This is a genomic window from Fusobacterium sp. (assembly GCF_030528405.1).
Lineage (GTDB): Bacteria > Fusobacteriota > Fusobacteriia > Fusobacteriales > Fusobacteriaceae > Fusobacterium.
This window is the reverse complement of record NZ_JAUMYY010000016.1, coordinates 3,233-23,511: the sequence shown is the minus strand read 5'-3', so window position 1 is coordinate 23,511 and position 20,279 is coordinate 3,233. Positions and strand designations below refer to the sequence as shown.

Genomic DNA, 20,279 nt, shown 5'->3' with positions numbered 1-20,279 from the left:
TCTGAAATTAAATTTAAGGAGGAGAGCAAATGCATAATGTTAGAAAAATAGTTGATGATTTATATTGGATTGGAGCAAATGATCGTCGTCTTGCACTTTTTGAAAATATACACCCTATTCCTGAGGGAGTATCTTATAATTCATATATGTTATTAGATGAAAAAACAGTTGTTTTTGATACTGTTGATTGGTCAGTGACAAGACAATATATAGAAAATATAGAATATTTATTAAATGGAAGAGAATTAGATTATTTAGTAGTGAATCATATGGAGCCAGATCATTGTGGATCTATTGAGGAATTAGCTTTTAGATATCCAAATATGAAAATAATTTCTTCTGAAAAAGGTTTTATGTTTATGAGACAATTTGGATATAAGAGTATTGCAGGTCATCAACTAATTGAAGTTAAAGAAGGAGATACATTTAGCTTTGGAAAACATAAGGTTATGTTTATAGAAGCACCTATGGTACACTGGCCAGAAGTTTTAGTGACTTTTGATACTACAAATGGAGTTTTATTCTCTGCTGATGCTTTTGGATCATTTAAAACTCTTGATGGAAGATTATTTAATGACGAGGTTGATTGGGATCGTGATTGGTTGGATGAAGGTCGTCGTTATTTGACAAATATTGTTGGAAAATATGGTCCACATATTCAAGTTTTATTAAAAAAGGCAGCTACAATTTTAGATCAAATAAAAGTTATATGTCCTTTACATGGAGTTGTTTGGAGAAATAACTTTGAATATATCATAGATAAATACGACAAATGGAGTAGATATGAGCCTGAAGAAAAAGGAGTTCTAATTGCTTATGCTTCAATGTATGGAAATACAGAGAATGCTGTTGAAATTTTAGCTGCAAAATTAGCTGAAAAAGGAATTACAAATGTGAAGATGTTTGATGTATCAAATACTCATGTTTCTTATTTAATATCAAATGTGTTTAAGTATAGTCATTTGGTACTTGCTTCTCCTACATATAACTTAGGAATTTATCCTGTAATGCATAATTTCATAATGGATATGAAAGCATTAAATTTACAAAATAGGACAGTTGCAATAATTGAGAATGGTTCTTGGGCTAGAAAATCAGGAGATTTATTACAAGAGTTTTTTGAAACTGAATTAAAGAATATGAATGTTTTAAATGAAAAAGTGGGAATAACATCTGCAATGAATAATGTCAATAATGATGAAATGGATGCACTTGTAGATGCATTAGTAGAATCAATTAATAAAAATTAAGATTTAGAAAAAATGGGAGCTAGTATATGGCTCCCATTTAAAAATATTATTTATTCAAATTGTACTACTAAAGAAGCATCTCTAACTTCTTTTTTCTCTCTATCTAAATGCTCTACAGCTCTTATTACCCATTGACCTGCTCTTGAAGGAGTAAAAGCAAAAATACCATTATCATCTGTAAATACTCTCACAGAAGTTTTTGAACTAAGAGTTCCACCTTTCCAAGTATCTTTTTCAACATTAAACTCAGCATTCAAGAAATTTGCATCAACTCTAGCTCCTTTTATTGGATTTCCATTTTTATCAACAAATTTTGCTCTAAATACATTTTCTTTCCAAGCATTAACAGGATTTAATAAAGGAACTATTTCATTATGACCTTCTGCGACTCTCTTCATATAGTCTGAGCCACCACCATCTTTTACTACTATAAGTTTCATTACTGGATTAAAAGTATATCCTGAGTCTTTAGATTGTCCACTATCCATTACAAATACCCAACTACCAGAACCTTTTAAACCATCTTCAGCACCATAAGTAGCATCAATAGAAACAACATTTCCACTAGCTGTTTTTAGAGTCCCTATTTTTGCTTTAGGAAGAAGATTAGTTTTTTCTCCATTATGAACAACAAAAAATTCTTTAGGAAGATGACTAGTTCCATCTACTGTAGCAATACTTAAAGGGTCGGCATTTTTTCCTTCAGCAGGATGGGCAAGCACCGCCTTCATTTTAAATTGATTCATTCCACTGACATCTAATTTGGATGTATAAAGGAAATGTTCGTGTGCAAAAGCACTAGCAGATAATAACAGAGCACCTAAAAATAATACTGATTTTTTCATTTTGATACCTCCTAAAATTTTTATTATATTGCTATAAAATATAATTTTCAAATATTATTTAGTATCATTCCACCTTATAATAAATAACTAAATATTTAATTTTTTATTTTTCAGTCATAGAGTCTTTCCATTCACCAAAATTAAATTCACTTACAGCTTTTTCCCAAGCAGTTTTTTCATTTGCCGTTAAAGCAGGTCCTTTTTTACTAGCAACATGTCCCTCTCCAGCATTAAAATGAACTTCATATTTTTCAGTTGCAGGTTTTGGAACTGTAAGACTGTTATCTTTTCCTAATACACTCTTAAATATAATTTCTTTTCCTTTAAAAGTATCTTCAGGACCATTATATGGCTTATCTTTAACTATTATTATTTCAACACCTTCTGCTGGAGCACCGTTAGAGAAGCCGCCTTCAATATAAATAGTACCATCAGTATTGTCGTCTACTGATAGTAATGGAGCATGTGCAAATAAAACAGTAGACATAATAAGACTCATTAACAAAGCTAATATTTTTTTCATTTTTTCCTCCTATATAAAATTTTTTTATTATTTTGAAAGTGCTTGAATAAGATTAGTCGTATTTTCTCTATAAGATTTTATTATGGCATCTGGATCCATTTTTCCATCCAAATCCATAGGAATATCTAAGGTATTTATAACAACAAAATCTCCTCCTGCATCTTTTATAGCCTTAATTACATTTTTCTTTAACCATCTGTCTGATACAAAGGTATTAATTCCTTTTTCTTTCATTAGATTTGCAACATTATCTGCATTAATAGAATCAGGGTTTTCATACTCAGCTAAAATATTTATATCATTTAGAAAATATTGTAAATTTTCACTTAAAGAAATAACTTCAGAAGAATTTGCATTTAAAAGGGCTTCATTAGCCTTTCTTTCTTCCTCTAATAGTTTAGCTGTGAAATTAGCTACATTCTTTTCTATTTTTGTTTTATTTTTTGGATATATTTTTACTAGATCTCTTGCAACTATATTTATCATTCTTACAAGATTTTTACTTCCCATCCAAACATAAAAATTTGTTTTGCCATTAGAGTAATCATTGTAAAATAAAGAAGACATCTTATCATCATAAGGAAAACTCGCGTCAATTTCTATTATCTTTATGTTATGAGATCTAGCTTTTCCATAGATAACGTCTTCATCCCATATTCTTGCTATATCAATAACTGCTTGAGCCTTTTTAGCAATGGATAGATCAAAGTCTTCTTGTCTTATAGCATCTCGTGACATTGTCATAGAGGTGCTAGCGTCAAAAGCATTGTGTACCTTAATATCAGTTCCTTTAGTAAGGTAACTTGTAAGAGAATAAAGAGGTTGTATTGATGTAATCACAATATTTTCGGCATAAATAAATCCGCTTATAATAAGCATAGACAAACATAATAAAAATTTTTTCATATTTTATTCTCCTTCTGCAAATTTTTTAAATAACATCTTTATTATAATAGTTACAATAAAAATGGATGAAGCAATTAAAATTATAGCACCACCTGAAGGTATAGAAATAGCAAAATGTATTGGCAAGTATATACCCAACAGGCAGCTAGTTAATGAAAATATTATACTATATACAACAAATCCTTTTATGGAGCTTGATAAGTTCTTAGCTGAGGCTGCTGGAATTAAAAGCAGTGCTTCTACTAAAATAGAACCTACTATTTTTACTGAAGCAATAGTAATAACAGTTACTATTACAATAAAAGCATATTCTATAAGTTTTACGTTTACACCTCTAACAATAGCCAAACTAGGATTAAAACTAGCAAGCAACATTTTATTTAAAAATGGTATTAGTACTAAAGCAATAATAATTGAAGTTACAATTAATATGTAAATATCGCTGTCATTTACAGTCAATATTGAGCCAAATAAAATACTCTCAAGTGCATGAGAATTAACTTTACCTGATACATAAATTAGTAAAGAACCACCTAAAGCTATGGACATAGCAAGAAAAACTCCAATTAAAGTATCGGAGGACATCTTTGTCCTATTCTTTGTATAATTTATTATCAAACCAAATAATATACAATAAGTAAATAAAGAAATATAGGGAGCGGAGAAAGGTTCGCCTAATATAACCCCTATTGCTATTCCTGTCATTGCAGCATGACCTACTGCTTCAGAAAAGAAGGCCATTTTTTTTGCCACAACCATAGTACCTATAGCTCCTAAAATAGGTCCAATAAGTAATGCACAAACAATGGCATTAATTACAAAACCATATTTAAAGGACTCCGGTATTTTGCCTTGCTCAGCAAGAGCTATTATAAATATCCTAAAATTTTCAAACATTATTAAATATCACCTAAACCTTATTGAAATATTCTTAAAATTTTGTCATCTGTCAGTTCAATCTTAGGATCACCACTAAATATCACCTTTTGTTTAATACAAGTTACTGTATCAGCTAAATCTCTAACTTGAGATAAATTATGATGTATCCACAGTACAGTTATTCCTTTTTCTTTCAACTCAAGAATAATTTCTTTAAAATATTCTTCTCCTTGCTTATCAATTCCTGTAAGTGGCTCATCAAGAATCACTAAATTAGGATTTGGATGTAGAGCCTGTGCTAAAAGAACTCTTTGCCTTTCACCACCTGATAAATTACCTAGAAGTCTTTTTCTTTTTTCATATATAGAAAGTTTTTTTAGTAAGCTTTCTATATGTTTTTTATGTTTTGATGAAATTCCAAAAAAACATGGTAGTGCTTGGCAGCTCATTGCCATAAAGTCTTCCACAGTAATAGGTAAAGTTTTTTCAAAATCCAGTACCTGAGGAACATAGCCAATAACTTTTTCTTTATCATAGGACATAGTAATCTCACCATTAAAAGGCATTTGCCCTAGAATACATCTTAGAAGGGAAGTCTTACCTCCACCATTTGGACCAACAAGACAATGAATTTCTCCTGATTTAACTTTTAAGTTAATATCTTTTAAAATTTCGTTGTTTGATAAAACTAAATTTAGATCTTTAATATCAATCTCTATCCCATTCATATTATTTTTTCCCTTTTTTCTTAGCAACATCTTTTATAGCTTTTACAACTTCATCTAAGTTAATTTTTATAAATTTTTCAAAGCTATCTACTTCGTAAGGTCCATTAGTCATATGAGAAAGGCTTCTAACTTCTACACCTGTTTCATTATGTATAGTATCTACAAACTTATTATTAAAGTTTTTTTCACCAAAAATTATATCTATTTTTTCTTTTTTTATGATAGCTATGACTTTTTGTAAATCAGAAGCACTAGGTTGAGCTCCATGAGAAGGTTCAATTACAGCCTTAACATCAATACCAAATTCAGAAAGTAAGTAATCATATCCACCATGTAGAGTAGCAACTCTAAAATCTACTTCTTTTAAGCTTTGTACTTCACTTAAGGCATCAGTTTTTAATTTTCTAAGTTTCTTAGCATATTCTCTTGCATTTTTTATATAAAAATCCTTATTAGAAGGGTCTATCTCTCCAAGTTCTTTAGCTATATTATAAATTTGTTGTATTGATGCAGTTATAGAAATAAAGGTATGAGGATTTAAAACTTTTTCTGAGTTTAAAGTTCCAGCAATAGGCATAAGTGAAACATTTTTATTTGCATAGATAATTTTTATTTTATCTTTGTTATCTGCGGCATTTAAAATATCAAAAATAAATTCATCATGTCCCACACCATTTACAACTAAAGCATCCAGATTATTTATGTTTTTTATATCCTCAGGTTTTGGTTGATAACTATGAGAATCATAAAGATCAAGCCTAATAACAGGAACAACATTAAGTTTGTCCCCAGCTAAATTTTTTACAAAACTATAATAAGGTTGTAAAGTTACCCCGACCTTTAATTTTTCCATTCCAAAAGAAATAGAACTTAAAGTAAATAAAAATAAACTAAGCAAAATTTTATATAAATTTTTCATAAATGTCCTCCTATATTTTCTTTTTTTTCTTAGCTATATATTTTATTGTATTAACAATTTCATCTAAATTAGCTTTAATAAGTTTTTCAAAGCTCTCTTCTTCATAGGGACCACTTGTTAAATGATCTAGTATTCTCATTTCAATACCAGTTTCTTTTTGAATAGCTTCAACATACTTGTTGCTAAAGTGTTTTTCACCAAAAATTACATCTATATTATCTTTTTTTATAACATCTATAGCTTTTTTAATATCAGCTACACTTGGTTGTGCTCCATGAAAAGGCTCAATAACAGCTTTAACATCAATACCAAATTCGGAAAATAAATAATCATAGCCCCCCATAAAAGTCGCAACATTAAGCTCTAAATCTTTAAAATTTTTTATATCTTCTAATGCATTAACTTTTAATTTTCTTAATTTTTTTACATAGTTTTTAGAATTTTCTAAATAGAAATTTCTATTCATTTCATCAATTTCAGCTAATTCTCTAGCAATATTATAAATTTGCTGAATAGATGTAGTTATAGATATAAAAGTGTGAGTATTTAAAATTTTTTGTGAATTTAAAGTTCCAGCAACTGGCATAAGTGATATATTTTTATTTGCATATATGACCTTGATATCATCTTTTCTATCAGAAGCGTTTAGGATTTCAAACATAAACTCATCATGACCAATACCATTCACAACTAGGACATCCAAGTCTGAAACTTTTTTAATATCTTCAATTTTTGGCTGATAGCTATGTGAGTCATAAAGATCAAGCCTTGCAACAGGTATTACTTCAGCCTTATCTTTTACTATATTAGTAACAAAGCTATAATAAGCCTGAAGGCTGACTCCTATTTTTAATTTGTTGCTTGAAAAAGAAATAGAACCTACTAATAAAAAAAATAAAACTAGTATTTTTTTCATAGTTATTCTCCTTTAAATTTCTTTCTTTCGTCATCCCCAGTATAGGGGATTATTTTTGTAAAATTAGGTTCATATTTTTCAAAATTTTTAATGACATCTTCTTTTGGAAGTTTCTCATTGAAGTAATAAACTTCACTTTTAGATATCTCTTCTTCATTAATTGCAAGCAAAAAAGAACCTATCTCACTACTGGAGCTTATTCCTAAATAAAAGATTTCATTATCATGCATAAGTTTGTTCCAATCCAAAGCCCCTTTTTGTTCCCAAATTTTATCTCTGTGATAGGGAGGAATTTCTTCTTCATCTAATAAAGCAATTGAAGGGATTTCTCCATTTTCTTTTTTTAAAATAGAAATATCCACTAAGGAATTTAAAATATCCGCATATATGCTTGATTCAATGTTATTTAAATCAGAGAAAGCACTCATTTCGCCACTGCGGATCTCTTGGGTATAAGGTTCTTTATAACGAATTTTTAATAGAGTTGCAGCAAAAAAAATTAAAATAAAAAAAGTTAACAATAAATAGAAGTTCTCTTTTTTTGATGTTAACGGTTTAATCACAATTTTATTTATTTTAAACACCTCATTTTCTTAAAATATTTACTATCCTATAATAGCATATTTTTAAAAATTTTGAAATAAAAATTAATTACTAAACTTATAAAACTAAAAAGAAATTATTTGTTATAGATAAAATTTTATATTAAAGATAAATTAAAAAAAATCTAAAAATATTTTTTCTTGACAATTTTTTGAAAAAAGTATATACTTGTTTAGTAATAAATAAAGAAAAGAGTAAAGTAGAGACAATGCCTGTTTCTCACCTTATGGACCAATAGAGTTTACATAGGGTTGGATTAATTAATTTAAAAATATACTTATATTATATTTTAAATTTTATTTTGATTTGAACAGGCTCAGGCCTGTTTTTATTTTTAACGGAGGTGTAGGATTATTTCTGACAAAACTAGAATTAATGAAAAAATTAGAGGGAAGGAATTTAGAATTATATCTTTTGATGGAGAGCAATTAGGTATAATGTCTGCTGAGCAAGCTTTAGATTTAGCACAATCTCAGGGTTATGATTTGGTTGAGATTGCTCCTAATGGTAATCCGCCAGTATGCAAAATAATGAATTACAGTAAATATAAGTACGAGCAAACTAGAAAATTAAAAGAAGCTAAAAAGAATCAAAAGCAAGTCATAGTAAAAGAAGTAAAGCTATCAGCTAGGATAGATGACCATGATTTGGATACTAAGATTAACCAAATTGAAAAATTTATACAAAAAGAAAATAAAGTAAAGGTTACTCTTGTTTTATTTGGAAGGGAAAAGATGCACTCTAATTTAGGTGTAATTACTTTGGATGAAATTGCAGAAAGATTTTCTGAAATAGCTGAAGTTGAAAAAAAATATGCTGATAAGCAAAAACATTTAATGTTAACACCAAAAAAATCGAAATAATTGATTTTATTGATTATAATAAGGAGGAAAATATTATGCCAAAAATGAAAACTCACAAGGGAGCAAAGAAAAGAATTAAAGTTACTGGAAGTGGAAAGTTTGTTATAAAACATTCAGGAAAAAGCCATATACTAACTAAAAAAGATAGAAAAAGAAAGAATAATTTAAAGAAAGATGCAGTAGTAAGTGAGACTTTAAAAAATCATATGAAAGCATTATTACCATATGGAGAAGGAAGATAATTTAGACTAGGAGGAAGAAATGAGAGTTAAGACTGGAATTATAAGAAGAAAAAAACATAAAAGAGTATTAAAAGCAGCAAAGGGTTTTAGAGGTGCGTCAGGAGATGCATTTAAGCAAGCAAAACAAGCTACAAGAAAAGCGATGGCTTATTCTACAAGAGATAGAAAAGTAAACAAAAGAAAAATGAGACAACTATGGATTACAAGAATTAACTCAGCAGCAAGACTAAATGGACTTAGTTATTCTAAGCTAATGAACGGTTTAAAGAAAGCTGGTATTGAATTAGACAGAAAAGTTTTAGCGGATATAGCACTTAATAATGCAAACGAATTTACGAAATTAGTGGATGCTGCTAAGGCAACTTTCTAAAAAAAAGTTGACAAAAATTATTAAAGTATGATAATATCTATGGGGTATGGAAGGTTATCCTAATTGGTAAGGAATCGGTCTAGAAAACCGACGTCGTTATGGCTTTAGAGTTCGAGTCTCTAACCTTCCGCCATAGAAAATTTGGTGAGATGGCAGAGTGGCCTAATGCACTGACCTGCTAAGTCAGAGTACCGACTTTAGGTACCGAGGGTTCAAATCCCTCTCTCACCGCCATAGACATTAGATTTTATGAGTATTCGCACAACTCAAAAATATATTTTGGCAGGTTTTGGCAGTGTTTGAACTTACTTAACCAGTCAAATAATCAAGGTTAGCATAGTTTTTTATGTTAGCCTTTTTTATTTTGTTAGTCAAAGTACCACTCTTAACCATATATTTTACTTTATTCTATCACTTATAAGCGACACAGTTGAAATATTATTTTTATTCATCAAATGTACATATATATCCATAGTAGTTTTTGAACTGCTGTGTCCCATATATGCCTGAATGTCTTTTACATTTACATTATTTTGATAAAGCATTGTAGCACAGCTATGCCTTAAATCATGAAACCTGATATGTGGAAGCTTATACTTCTTTAAAAACTTACCAAATCTAGCTGTTAAATAGTTAGGTCTTATTAGATCCCCACCATCATTGACATAGATATAATCGGAAAACTTATTTAAATATCCTCTTCCAAATTTTCTTTTATTCTCCTCTTGCCTTTCCTTCATCTCTAATAGTAAATTTCTTATTTTATCAGGCATAACAAATGTTCTCAAGCTAGAAACACTTTTAGTTCTATCCTTATATATTGTTACTTTCTTCCCATCCAAATTTGTTTCTGTAACAGTACTTGTTATAGATATAGTATTTTCAACAAAATTAACAGAGGACCATTTAAGACCCACAACTTCACTTCTCCTAAGTCCAAAATAACATGCCATTATAACTCCAAAGTAAATTTCTTCCTTATGTTTTTTTAATAGATCCAGGAGAATATTTATTTCGTCTGAATTATAAGTCTTAGCGATATATTTTTCTTTTTTAGGCTTTTCAACAATTAACATAGGATTATTCTGAATAACTCCAAGTTTTAAAGCATATTTAAAAACTAATGTTAGATAGTTATGATAATGAATAACTGTATTTGCTGAAACACATCTTACATTTAATTCGTGATAATAATATTTTTCAATATCAAAAACATTTATATCCTTAATTTTTTTGTTCTCTTTAAAAAAGAATGGTAACAATGAATTTTTAACAATTCCTAAATATGCTGCATAAGTTTCATCAGCTATTGTTTTATATCTCATTTTCACATACCCATAAACAAAATCACAGAAGGAAATCTCTTTATCATAAAGATTTGAATCCTTATCAAATTTTTTCATGAGATTTTTTTTGTTAATAGGCTTTTGTGAATTAGAGAAGCCTAAGAATTTTAAGCATTCATTTTCAAATTCCTCTAGCATTTTTAATGCTAGCTCCTCATCATCTGTTTTAGCACTTTTTGACTTAGATACCTTCTTTTTATTTTTCACACCTTCAAAAACTAGATGATAGTATTTACCTTTCTTTCGTATGTAACTAGTAGTATACAACTTTCCCCCTTTCCTTTTAGATAACTACTGCATATAAAGTACAGTAGTCATCTAAAAAAGTCAATATTATAATTTTTAAATCATATCAACCTTAGATTGCATTATGTAATCAATAAGAGAAGGCTTAGGAATTTTAAAATTTTTTCCAAATCTGAAAGCAGGAAGTTGTCCTTTATTAATAAGATCATTTACTGTACTATGACCAGCATTTATAATTTCTCCTACTTCTTTTGTGTTGAGAAAAAAAGGTTTATCAGCAAGTTCTTTTTCAATTATTTCTCTCATTTTAAGCCTCCTATATTCTCTCTTTTAAAGCAACAAGCTTATTGATATATTCTTCAAGTTCATTTTTATATTCTTTCTTTTCCTCATCAGTTAATGATTTAACTCTCTTCTCCATTTTATTTATCTTGTTGAAGTTAAAGAATTTTTCTCCTGAAGGTAAGAACTCTCTTTTATTTTTTTCAACAAGAGGAAGTAATATGCTTTTAATTTCTTTTGCCTTGCTATATTCTCCCTCAAGGATGGCTTTGACATCATCATATTCGGCATCCTTATTAGTTAAAATCTTTATCGCTTGATCTGATAGTGAGAAAATCCTATCTTTATGTTCTTTAAATTCTATATATAAGCTCCATCTTTTTGAAAGAACAGAAACCATATCTTTTGAAAGCCCTATGCTTTCGTACCAATTCATAAATTTTCCAGATGGTTTCAATATCTTTTCTATTTCAGATAAAGCTTCACACATTTCAAAAGTATTATTTCTATATTTCCTGTAACTATTTAAAAATTTTTTCTCCTGAAGAGAAGCATCTGCCAATTCTGTTTCAGATAGTTCGCAAGTTCCGAAATCAAAACTGATTAAATTGTTATTTGAATGTGCTGCAACAATAGCATCAAATTCGTCAAACACATCATTATTCATTTTCTATCTCCCTCCAAACTTCCTCAAAAACTCCTTTTATAAAATCCAGTTTGGTACTTTTACTATCCCAAACTAGAGAGCCTTTATCAATCAATTTTGTTATATTTCCTGATTGAGAAATCGGCATAGTAAGGAGTTTGCTCATTTTCTTTAATCTCTCATCCAACAAATTGTACTCTTCTTTTTCAAGCTTAGTTCTACCAACTCGATTAGGTATAACTGCTCTAATTTTACTAATATCAACTGTCTTTAGCATTTGCAAGATAGCATTTGTGGTAACTCTATCTAAGAATGTAGGGACAATTATGTGTTCAGCTATTTCTATGAAAACATTATCTAGCCCCAAAACAGGAGAGCCATCAATAACTATATAATCAAACTCTCTTTCCCATTTTTTTATGGCAGTTTTTAATTTTTCTTCATAATCCCTTTTTAATTTGTATCCTTGTAGATGTAAGAACATCAAGTTAGGTCTTAGAGTTGTTAAGTTATAAGCTTTCCCTTCAAGCAGATCCTCTAACCCTTTTTTTGAAGTGTCTGCTTTAATTCCAGCGAAATTTAATATGTTATTTTGGGAATCGCTTGTTAAGATAAGTACTTTTTTATTTTTGTAAGCTTGATATCCTGCTAGTTGTAAACTTAGCCAACTCTTGCCTACTCCACCTTTATTATTTTTTATAAGAATAATTCCCATTTTTACCTCCTATTTTTTCTTACTTTTTAATTTATCAAAAAAGATTGTAGAATTTCCTAAATTAATAATTTTACTTGCATTTTCAACTAGTACTTTAAGATGAAGATCTTCTTTTCTTTTTTTATCTCGAAGATAAAAGTGACCGCCTTTATCTCTTATTACAACTCCTTGTACCCTATTTTTACCAATTACAAGAGTTAAAAAATCACTTTTATAGATATATCCTTTATTTCCTTTCATTCCTGTAGATTCTAAGAAAACTGTATCTTTGAAATCAAATGTAGTATGTGTATTCCCGTCAACAACATCAATTTTATTGTTGAAAAAATCAATATTTAAAACTTTATAAACTCTTTTATTTTTTTTGTGAAAAATTTTTCCTCTTAAGTTCATTAAAACCTCCATAGTTTATTTTGCTATAGTATTCGGGAGCTTCTAAATTTTCTCTAGCACCCAATTCAATTGCAGATAAATGAAACATTAACTGTCCATAATTTCTGCATCCAATATAATCTTCAATATTTATATTGAAATCTTTTTTTATTTCCTTTAAATCATTAAATTTTTTGCAAATTTCATTCCATTTTGTCAAGGGCATAATCATTTTATGCGTAACTGACATCTTCCCTCCTTAAATATATTTTTTGACTACCTCGTAATCATAAAACAAAGCATTTCCGTATCTATCTCTCACTAAATACTTCCCTAAAGGAATAAATTCGTTATTATAGTTTAATCCTTTATTTTTTAAAATTTCTTTGTTCAAACTATTCCAGAAGTCATCATCATTATTTTGAGTTTCAGGATACAAAATACAATAAATTTCCTTTATATTATTTTTATTGAATTCCATTATTCTAATCATACAAATTTTCCCTTTTACAGTTTTCTAAAAATTTCTTCCAGTACTGATTATAAATATCTTCTTTTGTATAATTAAAGAAGTTTCCAATTTTAAGATAATAATCAATCATATAAGGATAAACATATCTATTTTCAAAATCAAAAAATTCTGCTTGAGTCGCATAATATTCAAAATTTATAATCATTTTTTCTAAAGTTTTTTTATTTTTTTCTAACACTTCAGAAGTGAAATCTTGCCAAGCTTCTTTTGAATAATTATCTTTAACAATTATGATTTTACATAATATAAAGTTTAATATGTCAACATATTCTTCTAGTTGCTTTTCAGGATTGTGATCTTTATATCTATAAGTTTTAAAATTGTATTCATATGAAAGCTCTCTTTTGAACTCTTGAAATTCATCTAGTATGCAGTTTCTAATGTCCCAGATATCAGGTTCTCTATAACAAGAAATTTCTTCCTTTTTCTTCTGAATTATTTTTTTATTATAGAAATCTTGAAGATTAAGCAAGTCATTAAAATTTGTAGGTTTATTTAAATTATTTTTTTCAATAAATTTTTCTCCTTTATCCCAGTTACCAATCTCAATCATAAATCCTCTTAATTGAAATTTTAAAGAACTTATTTTATACTTTAAGCCATAAAATGTATGTGTTGATAAATATTCATCGTAAATATTTTCTTTTTTAGATCTTATCCAGCCACAGCAATTATTTTTAACTTCAACTTTAAAATTTTCATTTTCTAAATTTAAAGAAGCTAATTCTTCCCAATTTTTAACTAATCTAACATTTTCCAATTTTTTAGGAACTAATTTATAAAATCTATCTTTATCAAGAATTATTTTTGCATTTGTTAGTCCAAAATTTTTTACATATTCTTCAGCATCGTGTTTCATAGTAAAAACCATTTTAAATCACTCTCCTAAAATTCAATTTTTCCAATTCTCTCAATGTTATAAAAATTAGGTTCATACCCAAATTTTCTTTGAAAACTTTCAATCATTTTTTTTAGCATTTTTTGAAAAATATCTCTATGCTCAAATGTAAGACACATATAATTACTACTATAATCATTTAACCATTCTGCTCTTTCTTGCATTTCACATAGTAAGGTATTAGCAAGCGAATTGAAATCCTCTTCATAAAGAAAAGCTTCAGCAAGAAAAATTATTCTTCCTGGATAATCTTTTTCAAGATTATTATCAGCAAATTCCTTTTTAGCAGCCTCTATGGCTTCTTTCTCACTATTAAATATATCGCTTGAATAATTTTCATCATCAAAGCTATAACAATATTTTTTATTTTCCATTGCTTCCCCTTTAATTTCCTTTAAATCTTCTAACATATTTAATAACTTTATATGCTCTATCTTACATTTACCTTTTTGAACTTTTATTTTTTCTCTACAATGTTCTATTGCTTCAATTAAGTCTTTATTTGTATATATCTTTTTCATCTCACAATTCCTCACAATCTTTTATTTGAATCTCTTCAAGATCATAGCTATGATATTCTCCTCTTTTTTTTAATCTATTTAGTACTTCAATCATCTTTTCTTTATTCCTACCTATAAAAATTCTCTCTTTTAAATGCTTAAAATTCGTAGAAGTAGCTTTTAATAATTCGCCTTTTACACAAGCATAATCTTCATTATAAAAAGCTATTGTAATTGTTTCAGTTTTTTTGAAATAGACTATAAGTTTATATATTTTTTCATTCTTCATCTTCCACCCACTCCGCTATTTCTTTAATAGTGGTATTAAAGCTATATTTTTCCGCTTCATTTCCACAGTGCTCACAGAAAGCTTTTGCTTCAATATCGCTCCATAAAATAAGAATACTTTCTCCGTTTTTATCATACTCACAGTTTTCTGTTCCTCTTATTTTTTGATTAATTTCATAACTGCCACACTTTTTACACTTCCACATTTTTCACTCTCCTTTTAATCTCTTAGCAATCCATTCAATTACACTTACAGTAACTGAATTTCCTGCTTGCTTATATAGTTGACTATCTGAATTAACTTCTTTTGCTTTATCAAAAGCCCAGTCAGGAAAGCCCTGCAATCTCCAACATTCCCTAGGAGTTAGCTTCCTGATTTTTATTTCCTTAGTTAAAATTTTTGGCTCTCTTCCACCACCTTGCATAGTATTTAAGCAGAGATCTATACCTTCTGTTGAGTAAACTCTTCCAACTTGAACTATAACTCCGTGTCTATCTTGTGCAGTAAGAGTAAATGCAGGTTCTCCATTTTCTTTAAATCTTCTCCCATTCTGTCTTTTTTTAATCCTATCAGGAGTTAAAACAGGAATTGCAATTTTAAGTCCTTTCCCTTTATTTGTTGTGAGTGTTGGACACAATCTATCAGACAAATATACTTCCCCATTCATTCCCTTTTGAGAAGGATTTATATTTCCGATACTTTTCGGCTTCCTACTCTCAACAATCCAACTTCCAACTCCCTGACTTTCCGGGTATCTTGTTGTAAGGGTATTGGTTGTAATTTGCTGTCCTTGAAAGTCATTAGCTTCTTTGTTGCCTGGTCCGATAGAAAATATTTTTCTTGTACATTTTCCTCTAAGATGTCCGATAATAAAGAGCCTTTCTCTGTTTTGTGGAACGCCGAAGTCTTTAGAGTTAAGCACACACCATTCTGCATCGTACCCCAATTCATCCAATGCACAGAGCATTGCTTGAAATGTTTCTCCCTTATTGTGGGAGAGTAAGCCTTTGACATTCTCAAGAAACAAATAAGAGGGTTTGATTTCTTTAGCCGCTCGTAATATTTCAAAAAATAAAGTTCCTCTAGTATCTTCAAATCCTTTTCTGTGCCCTGCGATTGAAAAAGCCTGACAAGGAAATCCTCCGCAAATACATTGAACTTTTCCTTTATATTCTCTCCATTTTTCATTTGAAATGGTAGTGATATCTGTTCCAATTAAATCATCCTTTCTAAAAATAGCTTCATAACTAGCATTAGCGAATTTGTCTATTTCAACATGACCTAGACAAGTGTGACCTGCTCTCTCCATTCCTAGTCTGAAACCTCCAATTCCACTGAATAGATCTATAAAATTCATTCATCATCTCCTGAAATTAATCTTATATTTTTTATATTGATTCGGGTTCTATAATCCATTCCAACAATACTATAAGACTCTGAATTTTATATAATTCTTTATCTAAATTATTTAAAAGACTAAAATTTGTAGAGTCTGTTTTCTCAATTTCATTACTTAATTCTATTTCTATATTTTTAAAATCTTTTAACTGTTCCTTTAAATCATCTAAACTTTTCATTTCTTAACTCCTTCATCTTGAATAGTTCGCATACAGCTATTAGCACTTATAATGAAACCCTCATAGTTTTTAGAACTCTCAGTTTGTACTAAAGCACTTTCTAAAAAATCTATTAACATTTTTATCTGTTCTTTATTTAATTTATATTTTTCTTCATTATTTAGAAATATAGATAACTTCCCTTTGTTCAAATGAAAATGCATACAGATCTCCTTTTTATATTTCGTCTTCCTCTTTTTCATCCATATACCAAATGCTAGAAGCCATCGCAACAATTCCTAATAAAAATATTACTCCTATAACATATAATTTCATCTTAACCTCCTTTTATTTTTGGAGTAGTCAACTAACAGTTGACTACTGTTGAAGCATCTTTTTTGATAAATTTTATATTTTTAAATTTTTCAGGATTAGCTTTTAAAAATTTAAAATCTTTTTCAGTAATAGCTTTCCAATTTAATAATTTTTCTATTATTTTTTTACTTCCTTTTGTTTGTTCTTCCATAAAGCACATCACCTCTATAAAATTAATTTTTCGCTTATCATTATTTTCCGAAGTTCTTTAGAAATCATTTGATAATACAGAAACGGTGTTTCCTTTTTGGTTTTTAGCAGATACTCAGGATTTTGAGATTTATCTAGCAACTTTTGTTCAACCTCAATTTGTTTTTCATAAGACAAACTATAGAAAATATCTAATGTCCTTGCTTGATTATTTTCTTCTTCAATCTCTTCTTTTTTTAGATTTTCAATAGTTTTTTCTCTTTCAACAATAGCAGCATTATCAACCTCACAAGTTCCTTCAAAGAGATGTTTACTAAATACTGCAGCAATATTTTTTACTGCAGGATTAGCCTTTAAAATTTCATACTGTCTTGTGAAATGACTTACAAGGAAATCAACAGAGTTTTTTTTCAAAAGTTCACTCACAAAGTCACTATGTTTTTTAGAAAAGTTAATTCCAAAATTTTCAAAAAGCTCTTTTATAATATTTATATTATTTAAATTATTATTATCATGATCTTTATCTATATTCTTATCTCTATACTCTATACTCTTATCGGACAATGTCTTTTTTTGTCCAGACATTTTAGGGACATTGTCCAAACTTTGTCCTCGTTCATCACTTACTTTATTTTCAAGTAAAGCTTTTTCCTGCTTTTCAAGTTCTCTTTGCTTCCTTTTTTTATCAGCCCATATAGTTTCAGAGCCTGTCATACTTTCAATAGCTTTCATATATAGAGCTCCAGTATCAAGTTTATCCATTAAACCTAATTGAATGAACATATCTAAAGCAACTCTTACAGTGTCAATAGGTACTCCAGTTAGAGAAGCCAACATCTCTGGACTATATGGAATAGTATCTTTAAATATTAATTTTCCCTCAGTTTTTAGAGATTTACATAGTAATTTCAAATAGAAATTACTATAAATAACTCCATTTGGAGTAGATTCTATTATTTTTATTTCTTCGGACTCAAAGAAATCTTCTTTGAGTTTTAACCAGTAATAACGTTTTGCCATAATTTCTCCTAATTTTTTCAATTTTTATTTTTAATTAGTGTATAATTTATTATGTAGAGGGGAATCTTCTAAAATATAAAGGAGGTATCTATGGAAAAAATTTACCGAAATGGAAATATTTTCCCAGATGAATTTTATGTAAAATACACTAATTTTAGTTCCCAAAAAGAATTTATAAAGGCTGCAAAAGCATTAGGTATTAAAATAAGTCTAACTAAAACTACTCAAACAATTTCAGTGAAAAATTCTCTTATGTCGGTAGATAATTTTATTAAGTCAAACACTAAATTTAATACTTGGAATGACTTTATAGAAAATGCTCAATCTTTTTATAAAGAAGTTCCAAGATTATTACCTAAATCCTACTTAAATGCTAAAATAGCTGAAAGTGGATTTGTAGCAATAGATAACTATGAAGTTTACTGTACTGTATGTAAAAGTAAAATTACCATAAAGAAAGGAACTATTATACCTAAATGTAATTGCAGCCGTTACTCTTCTTATAAAATTTTAGAAATCTTCTAATAACTCTTTTATTTGAAATAATAAAGCTAAATAGTTTAATTTTTTAGCTTCTATATTTTCATTTACTTTTACAGAAAATAATTTACCGTGAATTTTTTTACAGAAATACATTTCATCACAAGAACATATATTAAATTCTGATTCCCCACTACTAAGAAAAACAACATTTTTTCTATTAACTCCATTTTTTACATAAAATCTTTTAATTTCGTGCTTCACTAATTTCTTTAATAATTTAATACTCATAATTTTCTCCTATAATAGTGGTTGTCAACTATTAGTTGCTAACCACTTTAAATTTTTTTAATTTCTTGAATAAAATCGCTATCAATAAACAAAGCACAAGGCTCAAGATAACATTCTCTTTCAACCTTTTTGTATTCAGTTTCTAAAGCTGCAAGAGCTTCGTTTTTACTTGTGAAAGCTCTTAATAAAATTTTCTCCGGAGTTGTGATAATATAAATTGTTCTTTCCATTAAACATCAACTCCAGTAGGAACATTGCAGGCATAGCCTAAAGCTTTTAATTCCTCTATGATGTCAAGAAGTCTGACATCACCGTACTTTTCTACTAATTTTTTTAATTCACTTAGTTTCATAAGATATCTCCTTTATTCACTTTCTAAAATCTCACCAACAAGCCTGCCTAATTCAAAATATTCATCTTCAACAGCTTCTAAAGTTGAAAAAATTAAATTTTCAAATCTTTCAAATTCTTCAAAAGAAAGTTTATTTTCAAGTTCACTAAGCTTAGAAATCAAACTATCTTTTTTTTCTTTTGAATTAAGCTTCAAATATCCTTTCTCTTCCAAAATTCTGACTAATAACATCACTCTTTTACTTTCCATATGCCTAACCTCTTTAAAAATTTTTTATAGTTTTTATAGTGTCTATATTAATCAATATAAAAACTATTTATATTCTTATGATGACATAATAATATAACAAAATGACATTGTCAAGTAATTTTTGGTTATTATAATGACCTCTTAGAGCTTGAAAAAATCTTTTAAATGTATTAGAATAACCGTATAGTACAGTTAAAAGGAGGTATCAATTTGTTAAAAATTAAAATTGGTTATCTTATGGTTGATCATAAGATTAAGAGTATTGCAGAGTTATCAAGAAAGACAGGAATTAACAAAAATACTTTAAAAAAATTAATTGATAATGACAGACCAGAAACATTAACTTTTGAAAATATTTTAAAATTATGTGATTTCTTTAACTGCCGATTATCAGACTTAATTGAGTATTATCCTGAAGAGAAAAATTCTGAGGAGCAATCTTAATTTCTCAATAGTAAAGTCCAGCACCTGCCAAGTGTTAATCTGAACCTCACTATTGAAGAATTAAGAAAGCTCTTTTTTTATTTCTCTTATTTTTGAGATATCTTATTGCCAATGTCCAAGTTTCATAAATTTCCCCCTTTTCTCAGGGAATGGTACCAAAAGTTGTTGAAAGCAATTATTTTTTATGTTATAATTAGTTATAATTTAATAGCGGGTTATTGAAAAATAACTTGTTTAGGAAAAGAGTTACTTTGGTCGGTCGCTCTTTTTTCTTTTTGTCTAATCACTTTTAGAACTCATTTCTCCTAGCTCAAAGAATTCTTTTCTCGTCTTATCCACAAGATCATATATCAAATTTTCAATCTCAATATATGCCTCAGTAGTTAAAACATTTTGAACTCTTCTTAGCCTGCTAAGTAACTTTTCAAGTTCTTTTCCTGACTCGGTTTTTAAATAACCAGCTTCTTCTAATTTTCCTAAATATTCATATAA

The 20,279-nt window shown here is 28.4% G+C and carries 35 protein-coding genes and 2 tRNA genes; 8 read left to right on the top strand and 29 right to left on the bottom strand.

The genetic code is table 11. The features are described from left to right. The first annotated feature begins 29 nt into the window (after positions 1 to 29). Positions 30 to 1,250 carry an FprA family A-type flavoprotein gene (locus Q4A58_RS04105; protein ID WP_303116771.1) on the top strand — a complete coding sequence of 407 codons (1,221 nt, stop codon included), beginning with the start codon at positions 30 to 32 and terminating at the stop codon, positions 1,248 to 1,250. Positions 1,251 to 1,300: 50 nt separating this feature from the next. Here Q4A58_RS04105 and Q4A58_RS04100 read toward each other — a convergent pair whose 3' ends face one another. The 8 genes from Q4A58_RS04100 to Q4A58_RS04065 all read right to left on the bottom strand — a co-directional run bounded on the left by Q4A58_RS04100 (position 1,301) and on the right by Q4A58_RS04065 (position 7,487). Continuing rightward, entirely contained in the window at positions 1,301 to 2,095 is a 795-nt protein-coding gene (locus Q4A58_RS04100) for a DUF4198 domain-containing protein (RefSeq protein ID WP_303116769.1), read from the bottom strand. Positions 2,096 to 2,198: 103 nt separating this feature from the next. Next, on the bottom strand, positions 2,199 to 2,618 hold the full coding sequence (locus Q4A58_RS04095; RefSeq protein ID WP_303116767.1) for a hypothetical protein: 420 nt from the start codon (positions 2,616 to 2,618) through the stop codon (positions 2,199 to 2,201). A gap of 27 nt (positions 2,619 to 2,645) precedes the next feature. Beyond that, the gene (locus tag Q4A58_RS04090; RefSeq protein ID WP_303116765.1) at positions 2,646 to 3,524 is read right to left on the bottom strand and encodes a metal ABC transporter solute-binding protein, Zn/Mn family; all 879 of its coding nucleotides are present in this window, start codon (positions 3,522 to 3,524) and stop codon (positions 2,646 to 2,648) included. 3 nt (positions 3,525 to 3,527) lie between these two features. After that, positions 3,528 to 4,421, bottom strand: coding sequence for a metal ABC transporter permease (locus Q4A58_RS04085; protein WP_303116763.1), 894 nt, complete (start codon positions 4,419 to 4,421; stop codon positions 3,528 to 3,530). A gap of 20 nt (positions 4,422 to 4,441) precedes the next feature. Continuing rightward, a complete protein-coding gene (locus Q4A58_RS04080; RefSeq protein WP_303116761.1) occupies positions 4,442 to 5,131 on the bottom strand; it encodes a metal ABC transporter ATP-binding protein in 690 nt (229 codons plus the stop codon). 1 nt (position 5,132) lies between these two features. After that, positions 5,133 to 5,984 (bottom strand): metal ABC transporter solute-binding protein, Zn/Mn family, encoded by an 852-nt coding sequence (locus Q4A58_RS04075; protein ID WP_303116799.1) that lies wholly within the window; start codon positions 5,982 to 5,984, stop codon positions 5,133 to 5,135. A 76-nt stretch (positions 5,985 to 6,060) separates the two neighbouring features. Beyond that, positions 6,061 to 6,966: a metal ABC transporter solute-binding protein, Zn/Mn family gene (locus Q4A58_RS04070; RefSeq protein ID WP_303116759.1), complete on the bottom strand. Its 906-nt coding sequence runs from the start codon at positions 6,964 to 6,966 to the stop codon at positions 6,061 to 6,063. Positions 6,967 to 6,968: 2 nt separating this feature from the next. Beyond that, positions 6,969 to 7,487: a hypothetical protein gene (locus tag Q4A58_RS04065; protein WP_303116757.1), complete on the bottom strand. Its 519-nt coding sequence runs from the start codon at positions 7,485 to 7,487 to the stop codon at positions 6,969 to 6,971. 432 nt (positions 7,488 to 7,919) lie between these two features. Between Q4A58_RS04065 and infC the strand changes: the two genes are divergently transcribed. From infC to Q4A58_RS04040, 5 genes are all read left to right on the top strand, one after another. Then, a complete protein-coding gene (gene infC, locus Q4A58_RS04060; protein WP_303116797.1) occupies positions 7,920 to 8,432 on the top strand; it encodes a translation initiation factor IF-3 in 513 nt (170 codons plus the stop codon). A 35-nt stretch (positions 8,433 to 8,467) separates the two neighbouring features. After that, the gene (rpmI, locus tag Q4A58_RS04055; protein ID WP_022818737.1) at positions 8,468 to 8,674 is read left to right on the top strand and encodes a 50S ribosomal protein L35; all 207 of its coding nucleotides are present in this window, start codon (positions 8,468 to 8,470) and stop codon (positions 8,672 to 8,674) included. Between the two features lie 19 nt (positions 8,675 to 8,693). After that, positions 8,694 to 9,044 carry a 50S ribosomal protein L20 gene (gene rplT / locus Q4A58_RS04050; protein ID WP_303116755.1) on the top strand — a complete coding sequence of 117 codons (351 nt, stop codon included), beginning with the start codon at positions 8,694 to 8,696 and terminating at the stop codon, positions 9,042 to 9,044. 48 nt (positions 9,045 to 9,092) lie between these two features. Continuing rightward, a tRNA-Ser gene (locus Q4A58_RS04045) sits at positions 9,093 to 9,177 on the top strand. Positions 9,178 to 9,187: 10 nt separating this feature from the next. After that, a tRNA-Ser gene (locus tag Q4A58_RS04040) sits at positions 9,188 to 9,278 on the top strand. 164 nt (positions 9,279 to 9,442) lie between these two features. Here the strand turns inward: Q4A58_RS04040 and Q4A58_RS04035 are convergent. The 16 genes from Q4A58_RS04035 to Q4A58_RS03960 all read right to left on the bottom strand — a co-directional run bounded on the left by Q4A58_RS04035 (position 9,443) and on the right by Q4A58_RS03960 (position 17,971). Continuing rightward, positions 9,443 to 10,657, bottom strand: coding sequence for a site-specific integrase (locus Q4A58_RS04035; protein ID WP_303116754.1), 1,215 nt, complete (start codon positions 10,655 to 10,657; stop codon positions 9,443 to 9,445). Positions 10,658 to 10,732: 75 nt separating this feature from the next. Beyond that, a complete protein-coding gene (locus tag Q4A58_RS04030; protein ID WP_303116753.1) occupies positions 10,733 to 10,942 on the bottom strand; it encodes a helix-turn-helix domain-containing protein in 210 nt (69 codons plus the stop codon). Between the two features lie 10 nt (positions 10,943 to 10,952). Beyond that, on the bottom strand, positions 10,953 to 11,585 hold the full coding sequence (locus tag Q4A58_RS04025) for a hypothetical protein (RefSeq protein ID WP_303116751.1): 633 nt from the start codon (positions 11,583 to 11,585) through the stop codon (positions 10,953 to 10,955). Next, positions 11,578 to 12,279 (bottom strand): ParA family protein, encoded by a 702-nt coding sequence (locus tag Q4A58_RS04020; RefSeq protein WP_303116749.1) that lies wholly within the window; start codon positions 12,277 to 12,279, stop codon positions 11,578 to 11,580. Before Q4A58_RS04020 ends, Q4A58_RS04025 begins: the two co-directional genes overlap by 8 nt. 9 nt (positions 12,280 to 12,288) lie before the next feature. Further along, a complete protein-coding gene (locus Q4A58_RS04015; protein WP_303116747.1) occupies positions 12,289 to 12,672 on the bottom strand; it encodes a hypothetical protein in 384 nt (127 codons plus the stop codon). Further along, the gene (locus Q4A58_RS04010) at positions 12,635 to 12,901 is read right to left on the bottom strand and encodes a hypothetical protein (RefSeq protein WP_303116745.1); all 267 of its coding nucleotides are present in this window, start codon (positions 12,899 to 12,901) and stop codon (positions 12,635 to 12,637) included. Before Q4A58_RS04010 ends, Q4A58_RS04015 begins: the two co-directional genes overlap by 38 nt. Before the next feature lie 9 nt (positions 12,902 to 12,910). After that, positions 12,911 to 13,144, bottom strand: coding sequence for a hypothetical protein (locus tag Q4A58_RS04005; protein WP_303116743.1), 234 nt, complete (start codon positions 13,142 to 13,144; stop codon positions 12,911 to 12,913). Further along, positions 13,137 to 14,054, bottom strand: a complete 918-nt coding sequence (locus Q4A58_RS04000; protein WP_303116741.1) for a dUTP diphosphatase — start codon at positions 14,052 to 14,054, stop codon at positions 13,137 to 13,139. The genes Q4A58_RS04005 and Q4A58_RS04000 overlap by 8 nt, the downstream gene beginning before the upstream one ends. 14 nt (positions 14,055 to 14,068) lie before the next feature. After that, positions 14,069 to 14,602, bottom strand: a complete 534-nt coding sequence (locus Q4A58_RS03995; protein ID WP_303116739.1) for a hypothetical protein — start codon at positions 14,600 to 14,602, stop codon at positions 14,069 to 14,071. Position 14,603: 1 nt separating this feature from the next. Then, positions 14,604 to 14,870, bottom strand: a complete 267-nt coding sequence (locus Q4A58_RS03990; protein ID WP_303116738.1) for a hypothetical protein — start codon at positions 14,868 to 14,870, stop codon at positions 14,604 to 14,606. Continuing rightward, a complete protein-coding gene (locus tag Q4A58_RS03985) occupies positions 14,860 to 15,075 on the bottom strand; it encodes a hypothetical protein (RefSeq protein ID WP_303116736.1) in 216 nt (71 codons plus the stop codon). The genes Q4A58_RS03990 and Q4A58_RS03985 overlap by 11 nt, the downstream gene beginning before the upstream one ends. Positions 15,076 to 15,078: 3 nt before the next feature. Continuing rightward, entirely contained in the window at positions 15,079 to 16,227 is a 1,149-nt protein-coding gene (locus tag Q4A58_RS03980; protein ID WP_303116734.1) for a DNA cytosine methyltransferase, read from the bottom strand. 31 nt (positions 16,228 to 16,258) lie between these two features. Next, entirely contained in the window at positions 16,259 to 16,447 is a 189-nt protein-coding gene (locus tag Q4A58_RS03975) for a hypothetical protein (protein WP_303116733.1), read from the bottom strand. Further along, positions 16,444 to 16,650: a hypothetical protein gene (locus Q4A58_RS03970; protein WP_303116731.1), complete on the bottom strand. Its 207-nt coding sequence runs from the start codon at positions 16,648 to 16,650 to the stop codon at positions 16,444 to 16,446. The genes Q4A58_RS03975 and Q4A58_RS03970 overlap by 4 nt, the downstream gene beginning before the upstream one ends. A gap of 143 nt (positions 16,651 to 16,793) precedes the next feature. Then, the gene (locus Q4A58_RS03965) at positions 16,794 to 16,952 is read right to left on the bottom strand and encodes a hypothetical protein (protein ID WP_303116730.1); all 159 of its coding nucleotides are present in this window, start codon (positions 16,950 to 16,952) and stop codon (positions 16,794 to 16,796) included. A gap of 14 nt (positions 16,953 to 16,966) precedes the next feature. Further along, on the bottom strand, positions 16,967 to 17,971 hold the full coding sequence (locus Q4A58_RS03960) for a phage replisome organizer N-terminal domain-containing protein (RefSeq protein WP_303116728.1): 1,005 nt from the start codon (positions 17,969 to 17,971) through the stop codon (positions 16,967 to 16,969). A 90-nt stretch (positions 17,972 to 18,061) separates the two neighbouring features. On the opposite strand from Q4A58_RS03960, the gene Q4A58_RS03955 reads away from it, so the two are divergent. Continuing rightward, positions 18,062 to 18,496, top strand: coding sequence for a hypothetical protein (locus Q4A58_RS03955; RefSeq protein ID WP_303116727.1), 435 nt, complete (start codon positions 18,062 to 18,064; stop codon positions 18,494 to 18,496). Here Q4A58_RS03955 and Q4A58_RS03950 read toward each other — a convergent pair. The 4 genes from Q4A58_RS03950 to Q4A58_RS03935 are packed head-to-tail and all read right to left on the bottom strand — an operon-like array spanning position 18,482 to position 19,343. Then, positions 18,482 to 18,742 carry a hypothetical protein gene (locus tag Q4A58_RS03950; RefSeq protein ID WP_303116726.1) on the bottom strand — a complete coding sequence of 87 codons (261 nt, stop codon included), beginning with the start codon at positions 18,740 to 18,742 and terminating at the stop codon, positions 18,482 to 18,484. The two genes, Q4A58_RS03955 and Q4A58_RS03950, sit on opposite strands and share 15 nt — an antisense overlap. Positions 18,743 to 18,789: 47 nt before the next feature. Further along, positions 18,790 to 18,972, bottom strand: coding sequence for a hypothetical protein (locus Q4A58_RS03945; RefSeq protein ID WP_303116725.1), 183 nt, complete (start codon positions 18,970 to 18,972; stop codon positions 18,790 to 18,792). Beyond that, the gene (locus Q4A58_RS03940) at positions 18,972 to 19,094 is read right to left on the bottom strand and encodes a hypothetical protein (RefSeq protein WP_303116724.1); all 123 of its coding nucleotides are present in this window, start codon (positions 19,092 to 19,094) and stop codon (positions 18,972 to 18,974) included. The genes Q4A58_RS03945 and Q4A58_RS03940 overlap by 1 nt, the downstream gene beginning before the upstream one ends. Positions 19,095 to 19,106: 12 nt before the next feature. Further along, complete coding sequence (locus Q4A58_RS03935; RefSeq protein ID WP_303116723.1) at positions 19,107 to 19,343, bottom strand: hypothetical protein; 237 nt, start codon at positions 19,341 to 19,343, stop codon at positions 19,107 to 19,109. A gap of 210 nt (positions 19,344 to 19,553) precedes the next feature. Between Q4A58_RS03935 and Q4A58_RS03930 the strand changes: the two genes are divergently transcribed. Next, a complete protein-coding gene (locus Q4A58_RS03930; protein WP_303116722.1) occupies positions 19,554 to 19,787 on the top strand; it encodes a helix-turn-helix transcriptional regulator in 234 nt (77 codons plus the stop codon). Between the two features lie 279 nt (positions 19,788 to 20,066). On the opposite strand, the gene Q4A58_RS03925 is transcribed toward Q4A58_RS03930, so the two are convergent. After that, the coding region (locus Q4A58_RS03925) for a hypothetical protein (RefSeq protein ID WP_303116721.1) at positions 20,067 to 20,279 on the bottom strand (213 nt) is incomplete at its 5' end.

Excerpts from the sequence above, each read along its gene's own strand:
- Q4A58_RS03975 (WP_303116733.1), bottom strand. The coding sequence starts at position 16,447 with ATGAAAAGTTTAGATGATTTAAAGGAACAGTTAAAAGATTTTAAAAAT.
- rpmI (WP_022818737.1), top strand. The coding sequence starts at position 8,468 with ATGCCAAAAATGAAAACTCACAAGGGAGCAAAGAAAAGAATTAAAGTT.
- Q4A58_RS04015 (WP_303116747.1), bottom strand. The coding sequence starts at position 12,672 with ATGAACTTAAGAGGAAAAATTTTTCACAAAAAAAATAAAAGAGTTTAT.
- Q4A58_RS03945 (WP_303116725.1), bottom strand. The coding sequence starts at position 18,972 with ATGGAAAGAACAATTTATATTATCACAACTCCGGAGAAAATTTTATTA.
- Q4A58_RS04020 (WP_303116749.1), bottom strand. The coding sequence starts at position 12,279 with ATGGGAATTATTCTTATAAAAAATAATAAAGGTGGAGTAGGCAAGAGT.
- rplT (WP_303116755.1), top strand. The coding sequence starts at position 8,694 with ATGAGAGTTAAGACTGGAATTATAAGAAGAAAAAAACATAAAAGAGTA.
- Q4A58_RS04000 (WP_303116741.1), bottom strand. The coding sequence starts at position 14,054 with ATGGTTTTTACTATGAAACACGATGCTGAAGAATATGTAAAAAATTTT.
- Q4A58_RS04095 (WP_303116767.1), bottom strand. The coding sequence starts at position 2,618 with ATGAAAAAAATATTAGCTTTGTTAATGAGTCTTATTATGTCTACTGTT.
- Q4A58_RS04075 (WP_303116799.1), bottom strand. The coding sequence starts at position 5,984 with ATGGAAAAATTAAAGGTCGGGGTAACTTTACAACCTTATTATAGTTTT.
- Q4A58_RS04005 (WP_303116743.1), bottom strand. The coding sequence starts at position 13,144 with ATGATTAGAATAATGGAATTCAATAAAAATAATATAAAGGAAATTTAT.
- Q4A58_RS04080 (WP_303116761.1), bottom strand. The coding sequence starts at position 5,131 with ATGAATGGGATAGAGATTGATATTAAAGATCTAAATTTAGTTTTATCA.
- Q4A58_RS03935 (WP_303116723.1), bottom strand. The coding sequence starts at position 19,343 with ATGGAAAGTAAAAGAGTGATGTTATTAGTCAGAATTTTGGAAGAGAAA.
- Q4A58_RS03990 (WP_303116738.1), bottom strand. The coding sequence starts at position 14,870 with ATGAAGAATGAAAAAATATATAAACTTATAGTCTATTTCAAAAAAACT.
- Q4A58_RS04030 (WP_303116753.1), bottom strand. The coding sequence starts at position 10,942 with ATGAGAGAAATAATTGAAAAAGAACTTGCTGATAAACCTTTTTTTCTC.
- Q4A58_RS03960 (WP_303116728.1), bottom strand. The coding sequence starts at position 17,971 with ATGGCAAAACGTTATTACTGGTTAAAACTCAAAGAAGATTTCTTTGAG.
- Q4A58_RS03985 (WP_303116736.1), bottom strand. The coding sequence starts at position 15,075 with ATGTGGAAGTGTAAAAAGTGTGGCAGTTATGAAATTAATCAAAAAATA.
- Q4A58_RS04010 (WP_303116745.1), bottom strand. The coding sequence starts at position 12,901 with ATGTCAGTTACGCATAAAATGATTATGCCCTTGACAAAATGGAATGAA.
- Q4A58_RS03965 (WP_303116730.1), bottom strand. The coding sequence starts at position 16,952 with ATGGAAGAACAAACAAAAGGAAGTAAAAAAATAATAGAAAAATTATTA.
- Q4A58_RS04085 (WP_303116763.1), bottom strand. The coding sequence starts at position 4,421 with ATGTTTGAAAATTTTAGGATATTTATAATAGCTCTTGCTGAGCAAGGC.
- Q4A58_RS03940 (WP_303116724.1), bottom strand. The coding sequence starts at position 19,094 with ATGAAACTAAGTGAATTAAAAAAATTAGTAGAAAAGTACGGTGATGTC.
- Q4A58_RS04090 (WP_303116765.1), bottom strand. The coding sequence starts at position 3,524 with ATGAAAAAATTTTTATTATGTTTGTCTATGCTTATTATAAGCGGATTT.
- Q4A58_RS03980 (WP_303116734.1), bottom strand. The coding sequence starts at position 16,227 with ATGAATTTTATAGATCTATTCAGTGGAATTGGAGGTTTCAGACTAGGA.
- Q4A58_RS04100 (WP_303116769.1), bottom strand. The coding sequence starts at position 2,095 with ATGAAAAAATCAGTATTATTTTTAGGTGCTCTGTTATTATCTGCTAGT.
- Q4A58_RS03950 (WP_303116726.1), bottom strand. The coding sequence starts at position 18,742 with ATGAGTATTAAATTATTAAAGAAATTAGTGAAGCACGAAATTAAAAGA.
- Q4A58_RS03970 (WP_303116731.1), bottom strand. The coding sequence starts at position 16,650 with ATGCATTTTCATTTGAACAAAGGGAAGTTATCTATATTTCTAAATAAT.
- Q4A58_RS03995 (WP_303116739.1), bottom strand. The coding sequence starts at position 14,602 with ATGAAAAAGATATATACAAATAAAGACTTAATTGAAGCAATAGAACAT.
- Q4A58_RS03955 (WP_303116727.1), top strand. The coding sequence starts at position 18,062 with ATGGAAAAAATTTACCGAAATGGAAATATTTTCCCAGATGAATTTTAT.
- Q4A58_RS04105 (WP_303116771.1), top strand. The coding sequence starts at position 30 with ATGCATAATGTTAGAAAAATAGTTGATGATTTATATTGGATTGGAGCA.
- Q4A58_RS04025 (WP_303116751.1), bottom strand. The coding sequence starts at position 11,585 with ATGAATAATGATGTGTTTGACGAATTTGATGCTATTGTTGCAGCACAT.
- Q4A58_RS04070 (WP_303116759.1), bottom strand. The coding sequence starts at position 6,966 with ATGAAAAAAATACTAGTTTTATTTTTTTTATTAGTAGGTTCTATTTCT.